Origin of the sequence: Bacillus sp. FSL K6-3431, from assembly GCF_038002605.1 — a bacterium.
Lineage (GTDB): Bacteria > Bacillota > Bacilli > Bacillales > Bacillaceae_C > Lederbergia.
In genome coordinates this window covers 1,537,462-1,552,623 of the sequence record NZ_JBBOCT010000001.1, presented here as the reverse complement: position 1 = coordinate 1,552,623, position 15,162 = coordinate 1,537,462, and the positions used below count along the sequence as shown (strand labels likewise).

General features: G+C 36.3%; 17 protein-coding genes and 2 pseudogenes. 10 read left to right on the top strand and 9 right to left on the bottom strand.

Annotated features, from left to right (window positions below):
* Nucleotides 1-87: 87 nt before the first annotated feature.
* From MHB53_RS07825 to MHB53_RS07815, 3 genes are read right to left on the bottom strand one after another with little or no spacing between them, the layout of a single operon-like run.
* On the bottom strand, nt 88-453 hold the full coding sequence (locus MHB53_RS07825; protein ID WP_340916903.1) for a YxeA family protein: 366 nt from the start codon (nt 451-453) through the stop codon (nt 88-90).
* Nucleotides 454-2,310 (bottom strand): ABC transporter permease, encoded by a 1,857-nt coding sequence (locus MHB53_RS07820; protein ID WP_340916901.1) that lies wholly within the window; start codon nt 2,308-2,310, stop codon nt 454-456.
* Nucleotides 2,303-3,067, bottom strand: a complete 765-nt coding sequence (locus MHB53_RS07815) for an ABC transporter ATP-binding protein (protein ID WP_340916899.1) — start codon at nt 3,065-3,067, stop codon at nt 2,303-2,305. The genes MHB53_RS07820 and MHB53_RS07815 overlap by 8 nt, the downstream gene beginning before the upstream one ends.
* A gap of 161 nt (nt 3,068-3,228) precedes the next feature.
* Here MHB53_RS07815 and MHB53_RS07810 point away from each other — a divergent pair, with 161 nt between their 5' ends.
* From MHB53_RS07810 to MHB53_RS07800, 3 genes and pseudogenes are all read left to right on the top strand, one after another.
* Complete coding sequence (locus MHB53_RS07810) at nt 3,229-3,933, top strand: response regulator transcription factor (RefSeq protein ID WP_340916897.1); 705 nt, start codon at nt 3,229-3,231, stop codon at nt 3,931-3,933.
* A 68-nt stretch (nt 3,934-4,001) separates the two neighbouring features.
* Entirely contained in the window at nt 4,002-5,453 is a 1,452-nt protein-coding gene (locus MHB53_RS07805) for a sensor histidine kinase (RefSeq protein WP_340916895.1), read from the top strand.
* A gap of 83 nt (nt 5,454-5,536) precedes the next feature.
* Nucleotides 5,537-5,758 (top strand): annotated as a pseudogene (locus MHB53_RS07800) (transposase); the annotation flags it as partial.
* A 457-nt stretch (nt 5,759-6,215) separates the two neighbouring features.
* Here MHB53_RS07800 and MHB53_RS07795 read toward each other — a convergent pair.
* A complete protein-coding gene (locus MHB53_RS07795; protein WP_340916892.1) occupies nt 6,216-6,797 on the bottom strand; it encodes an LOG family protein in 582 nt (193 codons plus the stop codon).
* Between the two features lie 95 nt (nt 6,798-6,892).
* On the opposite strand from MHB53_RS07795, the gene MHB53_RS07790 reads away from it, so the two are divergent.
* Nucleotides 6,893-7,213, top strand: a complete 321-nt coding sequence (locus tag MHB53_RS07790) for a MazG-like family protein (RefSeq protein ID WP_340916890.1) — start codon at nt 6,893-6,895, stop codon at nt 7,211-7,213.
* Nucleotides 7,214-7,347: 134 nt separating this feature from the next.
* Here MHB53_RS07790 and MHB53_RS07785 read toward each other — a convergent pair whose 3' ends face one another.
* Nucleotides 7,348-7,548 (bottom strand): hypothetical protein, encoded by a 201-nt coding sequence (locus MHB53_RS07785; protein WP_340916888.1) that lies wholly within the window; start codon nt 7,546-7,548, stop codon nt 7,348-7,350.
* A 295-nt stretch (nt 7,549-7,843) separates the two neighbouring features.
* A pseudogene (locus MHB53_RS07780) lies at nt 7,844-8,912 on the bottom strand (IS110 family transposase).
* Nucleotides 8,913-9,176: 264 nt separating this feature from the next.
* On the opposite strand from MHB53_RS07780, the gene MHB53_RS07775 reads away from it, so the two are divergent.
* The 3 genes from MHB53_RS07775 (at nt 9,177) to MHB53_RS07765 (ending at nt 10,243) form a co-directional block, all read left to right on the top strand.
* Nucleotides 9,177-9,308, top strand: a complete 132-nt coding sequence (locus tag MHB53_RS07775; RefSeq protein WP_340916886.1) for a hypothetical protein — start codon at nt 9,177-9,179, stop codon at nt 9,306-9,308.
* 171 nt (nt 9,309-9,479) lie between these two features.
* Complete coding sequence (locus MHB53_RS07770) at nt 9,480-9,737, top strand: stage VI sporulation protein F (protein ID WP_340916884.1); 258 nt, start codon at nt 9,480-9,482, stop codon at nt 9,735-9,737.
* A gap of 221 nt (nt 9,738-9,958) precedes the next feature.
* The gene (locus tag MHB53_RS07765; protein WP_340916882.1) at nt 9,959-10,243 is read left to right on the top strand and encodes a hypothetical protein; all 285 of its coding nucleotides are present in this window, start codon (nt 9,959-9,961) and stop codon (nt 10,241-10,243) included.
* Nucleotides 10,244-10,393: 150 nt separating this feature from the next.
* On the opposite strand, the gene MHB53_RS07760 is transcribed toward MHB53_RS07765, so the two are convergent.
* The 3 genes from MHB53_RS07760 to MHB53_RS07750 form a co-directional block, all read right to left on the bottom strand.
* Nucleotides 10,394-10,855, bottom strand: coding sequence for a GNAT family N-acetyltransferase (locus MHB53_RS07760; RefSeq protein ID WP_340916880.1), 462 nt, complete (start codon nt 10,853-10,855; stop codon nt 10,394-10,396).
* Complete coding sequence (locus tag MHB53_RS07755; RefSeq protein ID WP_340916878.1) at nt 10,856-11,371, bottom strand: YjcG family protein; 516 nt, start codon at nt 11,369-11,371, stop codon at nt 10,856-10,858. It abuts the gene before it with no gap.
* Between the two features lie 100 nt (nt 11,372-11,471).
* On the bottom strand, nt 11,472-12,191 hold the full coding sequence (locus MHB53_RS07750) for an alpha/beta hydrolase (protein WP_340916875.1): 720 nt from the start codon (nt 12,189-12,191) through the stop codon (nt 11,472-11,474).
* A 225-nt stretch (nt 12,192-12,416) separates the two neighbouring features.
* Between MHB53_RS07750 and MHB53_RS07745 the strand changes: the two genes are divergently transcribed.
* Genes MHB53_RS07745 through MHB53_RS07735 form a run of 3 tightly spaced genes read left to right on the top strand, consistent with a single transcriptional unit; the run spans nt 12,417 to nt 15,156 of the window.
* Entirely contained in the window at nt 12,417-13,562 is a 1,146-nt protein-coding gene (locus tag MHB53_RS07745; RefSeq protein ID WP_340916872.1) for a betaine/proline/choline family ABC transporter ATP-binding protein, read from the top strand.
* Nucleotides 13,563-13,573: 11 nt separating this feature from the next.
* Nucleotides 13,574-14,227 (top strand): ABC transporter permease, encoded by a 654-nt coding sequence (locus tag MHB53_RS07740; protein WP_340916870.1) that lies wholly within the window; start codon nt 13,574-13,576, stop codon nt 14,225-14,227.
* 17 nt (nt 14,228-14,244) lie between these two features.
* Nucleotides 14,245-15,156: an osmoprotectant ABC transporter substrate-binding protein gene (locus MHB53_RS07735; RefSeq protein ID WP_340916869.1), complete on the top strand. Its 912-nt coding sequence runs from the start codon at nt 14,245-14,247 to the stop codon at nt 15,154-15,156.
* The last annotated feature ends 6 nt before the right edge of the window (nt 15,157-15,162 follow it).

Here is a 15,162-nt window from a genome sequence, read left to right as displayed (position 1 = left end):
TCATTGCATCTTAGTGCAAAGCTTACAAGGTGACATTGTCCAGAAGTGGAGCAGGCTTATATAAATCCTTATTCTACCGGCGGGTATTTATTGCTCCAGTTCTTCTTGGGTGGCTTTTGGAATCTCCTCCCAAGAAACTTCATCATAGGATGTGACTTCATTCTCTTTTTTTATATACAACTTCAAGTACGCATCTTGTTTTAATTCTTTTTGTGCGGAAAACTCTACTTCCATCATGCTACCATTATCATAATATGCCGGAAGTTCATACCAATAGGTTGTCATAATTTGTCCCGAGTCAATCTTATTCTCATCAGTATAAGAAGGATCTCCAACCTGCACATAAACATTCTCTTTTCCCAAGCGATTAAAATCAACCGTGGCCAGTATTACTACACAGGCCACCAATAGAATAGAAATTACACCAAAAGTTATACCAATGATTTTTTTCATTTAACTTCCCTCCTGAATCGTATTAAAAATTGTCTTATGAAACCCTCGTATGGTGATAAAATAATAAATAATATAAATGAACACATACGCTGACATCCAAATTGTGATTGGTACCCATAGTCTCATTTGTAATAAGTTAGAAAATGCAATCAAAGCAACTGTACCATGCAGTAATCCAAGTATGAGCGGTGCTATAAATATTAATCCTACTTGGTAACGAATGGTACGCTTCATCTCTTTTTCAGGCACACCAATCTTATATAGTATGGAATACTTATCCTTATCATCTTCAGCCTCTGTCATCGTTTTAAAGAAAATAATACTGCCAGTGGCAACAAGAAAGACGAGACCTAAGAAACTACCAACAAATAACGTGACCCCTGTTCCCTCTAAGGAATCTTGATAATCTTGTACGGCACTGGAAAAGTCTACTGTTGATGACTTCGCTTCTAACTCCTGGGACAAGTCTAAGTGTTCTTTATAATTTTCTATTTGTACGGCTTGATAAGTCGATTCTTCTGCACTCAAATCATTGTAAGCTTCATCATGAGCAACAATTACCGTACCAGGCACTGTAAAAATATTGAAGATAGATTCTCCATAAATTTGCACAACTTCATGATCTACATTATTAAAAGAAACTTCCTTTACATCTTTCGACCATTGTTCATCATAAAATGGTTCTATCATGGCAACTTCGTCCTTGGTTAGGTTTAAGGAATCAATATCCCATTCAAGCGCTTCCGCCAACTTCTCAAATGCAGAATGGTCAATAACTGTATACTCTTTCTCCATTTGTTCACTGTTTATACGAATATTCTTCGTATCTACACGAATCAATTCTTTTACAATAGCATCATCGATATCTTCTTCTTGCCCTTCCCACATAAATGAGAATGGTGTAGCTTCTACTACGTTTTTCTCCGTGTCATAATACAATCCAAACACTGTACCGCCTGCTGTAATTGTTGTTGCACTTAACGTAGCGATAATTGTTAATGTCTTTGCATTTCCACGAATTCGATATAATAGTTGAGAAGCTGACATTAAATTGAGCCCTTTCCATGCCCAAAACTTCCTTTTTTTCAACATATGAAGTACGTAAACCAGCACGCTGTTAAATAGTAGATACGTACCTATCACGGTTAAGGAAATGATTACAATTGGCATTGATAGGCCTAAATAACGCCATACCTCTGAAGTTAAATCTTGTAATGCTAACCAATAAGCCACAACCAATGTAGCTAGTCCAAGAATTACTGAAATAATCCTAGCTTTTGGCAATTCTTCTCCTTTTTTCGATGCATGAAATAAATCAATCAGTTTAAATCGATAAATGACTCTATAACCTTGCAACGATGTAAAGAGGAATATAATCAAGAATACGATAATTGTTTCGACAATAGCATTTGGTGAGAATGCTAGACCAACCTCGATATTAAGTCCCATTAACTTCAAAAGAAGAGATAGTAGTAATTGAGATAGGAAGAAACCTAACACTACTCCAACGATTAATGAAACGATCCCTATTACCATATTTTCAAAGAACAATAGAAAACCAATTTTTTGTTTTCGTACACCCATTAAAGAGTATAATGCTACTTCCTTCTTTCTTTTCCTCATGAAAAAGGAATTTGAGTACAGAATAAAGATAGCAACAAAAATGATAAGCACTAATGCTGAAGCACTCATTATACCGCTGATTTCTTTTGATTTTTCTGCCAATCCACTAATATCACCACTATGTTTTAAAGTTGCAAACGTAAAAAATATAATGATGGAAAAAATAGTTGAGCCAATATACAGTCCATAACTTTTCATATTTCGACGGATATTCTTCAGTGCTAAATTAAACAATGTGCCCGTCACCACCTAGTTGTGCCAGTTCATCTAAAATCATTTGGTAAAACTCTTTTCGTGAGTGTGTACCACGAATCATTTCCTTAGATAAACACCCATCACTGATAAATAGTATTCTTCTACAAAAGCTTGCTGCAAATGCATCATGCGTCACCATCATTATGGTCGCTTCCTGATCTTCATTTAATGAGCTCAAGGCTTTTAATAAATCCGTTGCTGACTTGGAATCAAGTGCCCCAGTAGGCTCATCTGCAAAAATCAATTTGGGATTAGAAACGAGAGCGCGACAAGATGCAGTGCGTTGTTTCTGGCCACCAGAAATTTGATAGGGATATTTATCGAGTATTGCTTCAATCCCGAATGCTTTTGCCATTGCATCTACTTTTACATCAATTTCTTTTACAGGAAGCTTTGCAACTGCAAGTGGTAATACTATATTCTCACGTACCGTTAAAGAATCGAGTAAGTTGTAATCTTGAAATATAAATCCGAGATGGTCCCTGCGAAAGTCAGCAAGCTGATCCCCTTTCATTTTTGCAATATTATCATTTTCTATATAAATATCACCTTTAGAAGGGGTATCAATTGTCGCTAATACATGAAGTAATGTTGACTTTCCAGCACCGGATGGTCCCATGATTCCTACAAATTCACCATGATCTATCGTAAAGGAAATGTTCTCCAGCGCTTTAAACGTATTCGCTCCTTTTCCAAAGACTTTCTCAACATTTTTCACCTGTAATAAAAACTCCATTATTCCTTCACCTCTTTCGTATGTTGTCTTTACTATATCCCTCCATCCTTAAACTACAATCACATTTACCTTACAAAATCCTTAAATACGTTTTTTCTTGCAAATTCCTGTTAAGATAGAATAAATTAGATGATAATAACAAGTATGAAAAGGTGATAAACATGGAAAGACCACTTATTCTCATTGTTGACGATGAACAAGACTTATGCCAATTAATGAAAACAAGCTTAACAAAGGAAGGGTTTTCTGAAATCGAAATGGCAGGCACCATAGAAGAAGGATGGAAAAGATTTAAAGCTTTCGAACCAAACCTAGTAATATTAGATGTTATGCTTCCTGATGGAGAAGGTTATGATTTGTGTAAAAGAATAAGAGAAGTTTCACGTATCCCAATTCTTTTCTTGTCTGCTAAATCCGATGAAGTGGATAAAATATTAGGACTGGCAATCGGTGGAGACGATTATATTACGAAGCCTTTTAGTCCAAAAGAGATGGCCTATCGCGTGAAGGCACAACTTAGGCGCGCTGGTGTATATACGATGGAGGCAACAGCTAAGGCGTCCAGCGTCGGACCTTTTGAAATCAATTCAGATGAAACGGAAGTAAAAAAGGACGGTCATTTACTTGAGTTAACCGCTAAAGAAGTAGGATTATTGGCATCATTTATGCGGAATCCGAACCACATCCTCAGCAAAAGAACCTTATTTCTAAATGTATGGGGAGAAGATTTTTATGGTGCTGATAATACATTAATGGTGCACATTCGCAGGCTTCGGGAAAAAATTGAAGACAATCCGTCTGATCCTTCCTATATTTTAACGGTGAAGGGACTAGGTTATCGATTCGTGCCAAATAATGAGAATTGAGTTATGGATTTGTAGTAGTTATTTTGCATAATATATAGACTTTCCTTTTTTAGAATAGGTGATAGAAAATGAAATGGAAACTAACCGCTCGTTATTTAATATCCATTTTAAGCATCGTATATATTGTAACAATTGTAAACACTATAATCTTATTTGGACTGCTTATTTATCAGGGTTACCAGAATACAGAGGAATCAGAAAGTAGCTCTGGTGAAAATTTCACTCGCACATTCAGCCAATATCTAACATTAGAGGATAATCAGCCCTATGTTACAGAACAAGGAGAGACTGCCTTAGAAGAATTTGGTGCCTGGCTGCAAATCTTAGATGACAATGGAAATGTAATTTCGTCCTATCAAACTCCAGATCATGTTTCGACAAATTACACCCCCATTGATCTTATACACAAATATAAGTATATGGATGATGAATTGAATACGTACTTTATAGGCGAGTATGAAGGGTATAGTTACTTAATTGGTGTGCCAAATTCCGATGAACAACGTCAAGTATTTATGCTGAATCCAACCACAATCATAACGTATGCTTCTCGGTTTTTAGGAGTCATTATCATCGTAGATTTAATTATTGCGGCAGTCATTGGCTTCTTGTTCAGTATTATTTTAACAAAACCCGTGAATCGCATTATTGAACGAATCAATGAACTAAAGGAACGACAATTCCACATAGATAAACCAAAACGCCCAGGCATATACAATCGTGTATTTGCAAATCTAAATAATGTTTCGACGACATTGCAAGAACACGAAAGGGAACGTATTAAATTAGAAAAAATGCGAAACGATTGGATTAGTAATGTCTCGCATGACATCAAAACTCCACTCTCTTCCATTCGTGGTTATGCAGAACTCTTAGGTAACGACAATGTTTCATCACACGAACGCCTAAAGTATGCAGAGGTAATCGAGCGACAGTCTCTTTATATGAAGGAGTTACTAGATGACTTCAATCTTACAATGCGACTTCGAAACCATGAAATGCCGCTTCAACGACAGGACACAAATATGGAAGGCTTTGTTCGAGAAATGGTCATTGATTTACTAAATGATCCTCAATTTGGCTCGTCACAAATTCATTTCTATAGTGAAAATAGCGAACTAAGCTGGAAAATAGACCAACATTTAATGAAACGCGCTTTGCTCAACTTTATGTATAATGCATTAATTCATAATGATGAAAATGTAGAGGTTTTTGTAAATGTTGCAGAAAACGCTATTACCATACACGACAATGGAAAAGGTATTTCCCCTGAAGACCAAGATCAAGTTTTTGACCGCTATTATCGTGGTACAAATACTGGACATATACGAGGAACCGGCCTTGGAATGGCAATTGCTCGGGATATTATAGTAGCTCATGGAGGGGAAGTTGAGCTTGCGGGCCAAGTTGGAAAAGGGACAAATATCAAGATATCGTTTAACGTCTCTCAAAGCAACACTTGTCATGATGTAATTCCAAAATCTTTCGATAATGAATCAAACAAAAAACCTCCTATATAAAAGTTTCACACCACCGTAGGTATGCCCTCTAATTATGTAAGAGGTTTTAACTGGTAAACAGTTTGGCAATCGGTGGTAAAATTGCAAAGAATCTGCTTATGATAAAGGGAATAAGTGAAATCTCATTAGCAGGTATACTAGGTGAAGCAGGAGATCTAAGTGGATTTTCTCATGGGAATTCTCTATTATGTCTTGCAGGATTACATCTAGCAGCAAGCTCAGGTAAATGGAAAGGGCAAATAGTCATTTCTAAACGAGGCAGGTCAAGACTTCGAGGCTTCCTCTACTTTAAAATAGTTAACATAAATTTTGAATGTTGTCTTATTCGTAAAATTTCAAATATGTAAGGAGTACCAGGTTTATTCAACAAAAAGGCAATGGGACCCATCAGTTTAGCATAACTGGCCTCCACCCCTTGGATAGGCACGACGTAGGAATGAGAGGGCGAATGACCCGTTGAGACATGGGAGGGAAAGCCCCCAGGGACCTCGTGGAGATGCGTATTATATGGTAAAATATGGAGTAGTAGCTAACTCCTTTATTTAACTATGCCTTCACAAAGCCAAAAATGATCTAAACTCATTTCATTTATCAACTAATCTAATTAAAGAGTTATGAAATACTGCGAATATGCGAGCATTTAAGAGATAAACGTATCAAACTGAGGGAGTAGAATAGTGCTGCTTTATATTTGTTCGACAATTGGTTAGTTTAAACAACAGACCAAGTTCCGTATTAACTTGGTCTGTTGTTTTTGAACAATTAGGTCTGTTTTTCAGTAATATAGGATTTTACGGTTGGTGGTTCATATTTATTAAATTGATCAAGTAGTCCATTTGGTTCTACATCTACTAGTGCCATAGAACGGTATTTTTCATGCAGGAACTGTTCATCAGACATATGATTAAATAAGGCAACAAGAGGATCATAATAATGATTAATATTTAAGAGTCCACAAGGTTTATGATGAAGTCCTAACTGAGCCCAAGTAAAAATCTCAAAGAACTCTTCTAATGTTCCTGGCCCACCTGGCAAAGCTATAAAACCATCGGCCAGCTCTGCCATTTTTGCTTTTCTTTCATGCATGGAGCCTACTACAATTAGTTCGGTTAGGTTGTTATGGGATATTTCTCTTTTTTCTAGAAAACTAGGCATTACTCCAATTACTTTTCCACCCGCTTCTAAAACGGACTCTGCAACTGCCCCCATAATCCCTACACTTGCCCCCCCATATACAAGTGTAATATTACGTTTAGCCAGTTCTTTACCCAGTTTTCTTGCAACTTCGACATAGACATTAGATGCTCCATTACTTGATCCACAAAATACAGCTAGTTTTTTCAATATATTCACATCCTAATTAAGTATTCTTTCTTAATAGCATACAAAACTTTCGGTAATTTGTTAATATTAAACTATTAAACGGAAGGTGGATTAACATGAATGTAACTGATTTTCAACAATGGGTGAGAGATTATTATGAAGCACGAGGCTGGTCTGAATTAGACATTTTTATTCGTATTGGCTTTTTAGCAGAAGAAACTGGTGAAGTGGCACGGGCTATTCGCTCCCTTGAGATTGGCAGGGATAGACCAGATGAAGTATGTGGTTCGTTTGAAGGGAACAAAAAGGAGTTAACCGAAGAATTAGGGGATGTGTTAGGTAACTTAATTGTCATTGCAAACAAGTACAATATCCCTTTAGAAGAAGTGTTTAATGCTCATAAAAAGAAACTATCAGAACGCTATTCCAATGCATAAGTTAATAAAACCTTTTTTCACTTAAAGGGCACGAATCTTTAATAATAAGAGACCGCCAATTTTGGCGGCCTTATTTCATTTAACCTTTAGTCAACAGTGTAATGTTCTGAGCAGCCTTTTCTTACTCAAATTCCTTAATAGCGATCGTCTCTACGTTCTCTGCATCTGCACTCGAACTTACGCTCACGTCTGCGGTCACGATCTCTATCACGATCATGGTCACAATGATGTTCACGCTCTCCTCTTACTTCTCTACATTCACAAATTAACCTTTCCCGTCGTCTCCGTCTACGATCTTCTCTTTCTCCGCCTACAAAATCATCTTCAAAACACATATACTCATCGCTCCTTATTATTTTTAAAGTCGGCTGACCCTAATAAATAATATATTGTTAAGTGGTATGCGATGATTGGACATACAATCTGGTGAAAACGATGATTTTTTTCCCAATAAAAAAGCCCCTTCATTTAAGAGGAGGTTAGCGCAAATGTATAATACGAACCAACTAACAGTTTGTCAATATTTTTCAATGAAAATTTATAATATCTCATGCTACACTAAATTTACATGCCAAATAACCTTCCAATGTTCTGTATTCGGTAATTTTCTGGCTAGTTATATTTATAAAACTAGGCTAGATCTTGGAAAGCTGATTTGCTTTTAAAGTGCATAAATCCAATGTAAGAGTTTGTTGGCACATGCTATCACAGTAAAGGGTTTTCCTTCATCACGTTTCTTATCATTCCTCGTAATCGCTTGTTACGAGGAATGATTTCATCTGTCGTTTTCTTCTTGCGACAATCACGAATTGCACATTTAACGGCCATATACAAGGTGTGCCGTAGTCTACTAGAGCCTCTTTTGGTAATTCGATTTAGAGTACCTTTGAATGTACCAGATTTGAAGACACTAGGATCCCAAATTTCAGAAATAATCGTTGCCGCGATTTTTTCACCGATACCGGGGATGGATTGGATAATTTTATATGCTTCAATACTTCCCACTAAAGCATCTATCTCATCTTCAAACTTAGATAGATGTTTCTTGTATTCAAGAAGCATTTTGATATACACATTTAGGCTTAGAATAAGGCTATGATATATTTGTTAGCGATTGTTTCTTCTCCAACTTATAAGATTTCTTCTGAAGTAGGAAACGCTTGTAAAGTCAGTAATGAAACATCCGAATATAAGGCCCCAAAAACTCCATAGTATTCAGGAAACACTTGATCTAGAACTGCCTGAAATTGTAGTTTAGTTCGTACAAACATTCCTGTGTAATATTTTCATGTTGTCTTGTGAAATTACGCAGGTTTAAATGCTGAATTTCTCTTTGTTTATAAGGCTCTAGGTCCTCTTTATAATACAGTTCCCAGAGGTGATAAGATTCAATGATATGTGTCTTTAGCTTTCGTAAACTAGTCTCTTAGCTCGATACGATATGAGAGGATTCACGATAATTACCCTCTTCCCTCAAAATACTGGACAATTGGTGTGTGATAATGTCCAGTGGACTCTAATACAATGGGTGGTCGTCCCCCTGATAGAACTTCTACTTCTCTAATAAAATCTAGAAGACTATTTAATCCTTCAAGAGTATGTGCTACTTTAAAACTTTTTTTGTATGGCTGCTTTTTATCCAAGAATGCTGAACCTGACTTTCTCCTTTTGCCACATCCAGACCTATGACTGGATTCATCATTTATCTCCTCCTTAAAGTCTATTAATCGATAACCCCTATTCCTCCATGTAGTTTCATAGCTTCGCTTATTATACGAGATCATGGTCTCAACCATCCTCAATCATGTTTCTACAAGTAGGGGGTTGAACTGTTTAGTTGACGGGATCACGTCCCACGGGTGCTTAGGTACTACCCCGGCTACGGTTATCATATATCGATATATAAAAAATGGTCAACCAGAAATATTTTCTGGCTGACCATATAATACGGAAGAGGGCATTAATGAAAATACAAAAGTCAAAAGGAAAATTGGCTTGGTGGGAAACTCCGAGCTGGTGGGATTTACCAATCAGGTGGTTAGAATTCCCACCTGATTCCCCGATGTTTCAGCTTGCTGAAACGAGTTTACTTTGATTTTTGTATACTACTGCGAAAATAAGGGGAATGTACGTTTTTTTATAAAAGCAGGTTAGTTATGCTTCTTTTGACTATTCAAAAGGAATTATCATATCCGTTGGACTTTCTTATTCACCATTCATCCTTTCCTTCATAATATATAAAGATTAAAAGGAGGGACGGCGAAGAATGGATAACCATTTTTTTAAAAACATTGAGAAAAAGTCAGGTGTGAATATGAACGATGTTTTTGCACTGGCAAATTCATTACAAAATGCAAATTTCAAAGATGAAAAAACGGTAAGGGGAATCATCAAGAAAGTTGCACAGATCGCTAATAAACCAGTCTCGAAGCAAATGGAAGATAAAATGGTAAAATCGATTATTCAAGACGGCAACCAATTAGATATGAACGCCATAACGAAAATGATCAATAAAAATAAATGATTGAACGCTTGCACTTATTATTGCAAGCTTTTTTCTTTGTTCTACTAAGGTCAAAACGATGTACAAGCGCAGGATATATATATATATATATATTAGGTATAAAGAAGTGAATGTATGGTAGACCCACATAAGGTTATTGTATATTTCGTAATATTAAAGTAAGTAATGAATAGATTGCAGAGGAGAAATTAGGGTAAAGGATAATAATTGGAGGTGAGGGTATGGGATATATCTCAATGGTACCAATTTATCAATACCAACAGTATAATGATCGTATTGAATTGGCAGAAAAAACTCAGTACCCAATCTCGGGTGTAGAGCAGGTACAAAAAGCAGATATTAGGTCTAAATTTCACAAAACTCTTGAAGAAAGAATTCATGAAGAATATAGAGTGAAGCAATATAGTGAGAAAAAGAAAAAAGAAGACAATCAAAATGTTGCTGGACACCCATATATGATGGCGAAACTAACAGGAAAAGGCAGAAAGTTTAATGAATATGTATAAACCGAAATATAAGTATGATATTTCCTGTTCGTTATTAACGGAATATTTAGCTTTGTGAATAAAGTATTAATTCAAATATCCTTTTTTTCAGTGGGATAGTAAGAGCTAAATAAAAATTAAAAGAAATAACCATCAACCCCAGGTCATTTATTAGACTTGGGACTGATGGTTATTTTTTTTGTTTATAATCAATGGTTTTATCATCGTTTTATGAGGAATACCTGCGTCCATAAACTCTTCAGAAATTACTTTATATCCGAGTCTTTCATAGAAGGCAATGGCAGAAGTTTGCGCATTCAACTTTAGTGATTGTAATTGTAGGCTTGATGCATATTCTTCAATTGCATTCATTATTCGCGCACCTGCGCCGGCTTTTCTATCATCTTTAAGTACACAAATACGCTCTACTTTTCCAATATTCTCTACAACACGGAATCTACCCGCACCTCCGGGACGATCATCATTATACAAAACAAAGTGAGTGGCTTCCGCTTCTAGATCATCAATTTCTAATTCTGAAGGTACGTTTTGTTCCTCCACAAAGACCTTCATTCTGACTTTAAACGCATCTTGCAATTGCTGTTCTGTTGTTACTTTTACTACTTTTTGCATTTACGAATGTTCCTTTCCTAGCTGAAATGTTTCATACACTGTCCAAGATCCATTTTCAAGTTGGTATACAAGATGGAAGCGATCAACCAATTCCTCGTGTTCGACACCAAGCATTTTTAATGAACCAAATACATCGGAATGTTCATCGTTCGATAATCTTTGTGCAATTGTAATATGCGGGACAAAAGGATGGACAGGCTCCCCTCCCGGAAGATATTGGGAAAAGTCTGAATATAAACCTTCAAGTTCTGCATTTTTTTCCGCTTTAAAATGTATAGTACGACTGATCGGCTCAAATGAACTGACTTTACGAAGCTTTAAGTTGAAAGGCTCATATCTTTCTGCAATTTCTTTTAGTTTCTTCGTATATTGCTTTAAGTCTCCGTCTGTATCAAAAGCAGCTTTTAAAGTTAGATGTGGAGGAATTAGGGCATAGTGTGGGTCATACCGCTTTCGATAAGAATTAGCTAAATCTTGCAATTTTTTTGATGGGAATATAGCAATGCCACATTTCACATTATTTACCTCCTTATTTTGTTTCTAATCTTTTGCATATTATAACACGTACTTCCACTATAACAAATATTTGAAAAACTTGATACTGAAGGAATCTATCTTAAGGGAACATCTTTTGCAGTGCTCTTTTAACATCAGGTTGCCAATATTTCCATGAGTGTCCTCCAGAAAACTCATCATAAAAATGGTTGAATCCTTTACCTTCAAATATTTTATGTAACTCCCGATTAGGCGTTAAAAAGTCTTTTATATCCGAAATTTCCACATTTGATTCTTGATCTCCGATTACATGATATACATCTAATAAATGGGGGCTTTGATGCATGGTAACTGCATCGAGGACTGTTTTATTCACATAGGGAGAATGTAAAATAACTTTACCAAATGTATTTGGATACTTTAATGCGGCCATGAGTGAAACCGTAGCAGCTAGACTATCACCCATAAGCGCACGGCTTTTACCTACCTCGTATGTAGGATAATTCCGATCAAGCCATGGTACAAGCTCGTGGGCAAGAAAGCGAATGTATGCTTGATGTTCATCTCCTTGCGGATGATACTTATTTCTTCTGTCTTGAATGCTCTTATAATGAACACCCACCATTATGATGTTTTCAATCTCACCATCATTAATTAACTCATCGGCATATCTTGCAAGTCTTCCCATTTGAAAATAATCTTTCCCATCTTGAACAATAACAACTGAATAGTTATAAAGATGTGAAAATGACACAGGTAAATATAGTAATAATGTTAAGGTTTCGTTTAACTCAGAGCTTTGAAATTCTATTTCATTGATCGTTCCTTGTGGAATAGGCATTGGATTTCCTCCTTCATTCATTGTACGAAACATATACAATACGACATATTATTACAACAAAATAGCAAAGGTGCAAGAATAAAGTTATTAACATCTTCTTTAAGGGTACTATAACTAACACGTCTATTTAAATATAAAAAATTTTAAGCCTAAGATTGGTTCATTTTAGTAATATATTTAAATTCAAATTACGACATATACTAATAAAATATAGGAGGGGTCAATATGCTTACTTTTGATCATGTTTCAAAAGTGTATCAAGGTGGAAAAAAGGCTGTCGATGGAATTAATCTTGAAATTAATCAAGGTGAATTTGTTGTTTTCATTGGGCCCAGTGGCTGTGGGAAAACGACGACAATGAAAATGATCAATAGACTTGTGAAGCCGAGCAAGGGTGCTATTTATTTAAATGGAGAAAATATTATGGAAAAAAATACAGTACAGCTCCGTCGATCGATCGGTTATGTAATTCAGCAAATTGGCTTGTTTCCTCATATGACGATAAGGGAAAATATAGCGTTGGTGCCTCGGCTATTGAAATGGCCTGGTACGAAGAGAACAGCACGGGCAGAAGAGCTATTAGAGCTAGTGAACATGGATCCAGAGTATTTAGATCGGTATCCACATGAATTAAGTGGCGGGCAGCAACAGCGGATTGGTGTACTTCGAGCACTTGCCGCAGATCCTCCGTTGATCTTGATGGATGAGCCATTTGGTGCACTGGATCCAATTACAAGGGATTCATTGCAAGCTGAATTCAAACACTTACAGAAAGCATTAGGAAAAACAATCGTATTTGTAACTCACGATATGGATGAAGCGATTAAATTAGCAGATAAAATTGTTATTATGCAAGCAGGGAAAATTGTACAAGCTGGGACTCCAGATGAAATTTTACATAATCCTGCTAATGAGTTTGTCGAAGATTTTATTGGCAAAGAAAGATTGATCCAAGCAAGACAAAATATGCAAACAGTAGGACAAATAATGAATCCCGATCCTGTTACGATTGCAATTAATGCAACATTGTCTGAGGCACTGCAATGGATGAAAAAACGGAGGGTAGATTCATTGTTAGTTGTGAATGAGCGCGGGATATTAAAAGGATTTATAACGGTAGAAATGATAGACCGTATCCGTGACATGAGCAAAGTTGTGGTTGAAGTGATGGAAAAAGATTTATTTGTCGTGCAGGAAGACGCTTTATTACGTGATACAATACGGAAAATTTTAATAAGGGGATTAAAATATATTCCTGTAGTGGATGAAGAACAAAAACTAATTGGTCTAATTACTAGAACAAGTATTGTAGACGTTGTGTATGACTCTATTTGGGGCAATGAGGACCAACACGTTACTGAAAACCAATAGGAGGTGCGTTCATGGAAGCAATAATGAATTTTTTTAACGCCAATGGTAATGAGCTCCTATTAAAAACATGGGAGCATTTGTATATTTCAATTGCAGCATTAATCCTTGGTGTGGTCGTCGCGATCCCATTAGGCATTTTATTAACTCGCATACCTAAAATTGCAGGATTAGTAATGGGAATCGCAGGTGTTATTCAAACATTTCCAAGTCTGGCTATCTTAGCCTTCTTCATACCGCTTTTAGGAATAGGAAAAATCCCCGCAATTGTCGCTTTATTTCTTTATTCTGTATTGCCGATTTTACGTAACACTTATATAGGCATTAAAGGTGTGGACCCTAACTTATTAGAAGCAGGGCGAGGAATGGGTATGACCTCATTTGAAAGAATTTTTAATGTGGAGGTTCCTTTAGCCATACCAGTTATTATGGCTGGTGTAAGAATGTCCTCCGTATATTTAATTGGCTGGGCCACGCTCGCTTCTTTTATTGGAGGTGGGGGATTAGGTGATTTTATTTTTGATGGGCTAAATCTATTTCAAACAGATCTGGTTATTGCCGGAGCGGTTCCGGTGACTTTACTTGCCCTTTTCACAGATTTTTTGCTTGGAAGATTGGAGTATAGATCCACTCCAAAAGGGGTTAGAAAGCAAAATGAAATGGCATGAAGGAAGGAGATACAAGGATGAGAAAAACAATTAAATATAGTTTACAGCTATTATTATCTGCCTTCCTTTTACTTGGTTGCTCCTTACCTGGATTAAATGGGAATGCTAACAATACTGTAAGAATTGGTACACTGACAATTTCAGAATCGCATGTTCTCGGTCATATAATTCGGTTAATGATTGAGCATGAAACAGATTTAAAAGTAGAAATGATTGAGAACCTAGGTTCTTCCATTGTTCAACATAAGGCTTTAACAGATAATCAAGTAGATATTACTGCAGTAAGATACACAGGCACGGATTTATCAGGAGTGCTTGGCATGGAGCCCGTGAACAACCCGGACAAAGCAATGGAGATTGTCCAAAGTGAATTCAAAAAGAGATTTGATCAAACTTGGTTTGATTCTTATGGGTTTTCCAATACGTACGCATTTACAGTTACGAAAAAGTTGGCTAATGAGGCCCATTTAAAGACTGTTTCCGATGTAAAAAGCATAGCGGATGAAATTAGTTTAGGTGTTGATAATTCATGGCTTAAACGAAAAGGAGATGGCTATCAAGGCTTTATTGAAACATATGGATATGAATTCGGTGAAGCTTTTCCGATGCAAACGGGCCTTGTTTATCAAGCAGTAAACAGCGGTAAAATGGATGTCGTGCTAGCCTATAGTACCGATGGTCGATTAAAAGCATTTGATTTAATTGCACTTGAGGATGACAAGAACTTTTTTCCGCCATATGAAGGTTCTCCTGTTGCGCGGAATGATTTTCTGGAAAAGCATCCAGATGTAAGAGAGATATTAATGAAATTAGCTGGTAAAATATCGACTGACCTAATGACGGATTTGAATTATGAAGCAGATGTGAAAAAAAAGGAACCGGCAACAGTAGCAAAAGAATATTTGGAGAAAAATAATTATTTTGAATGAATATGG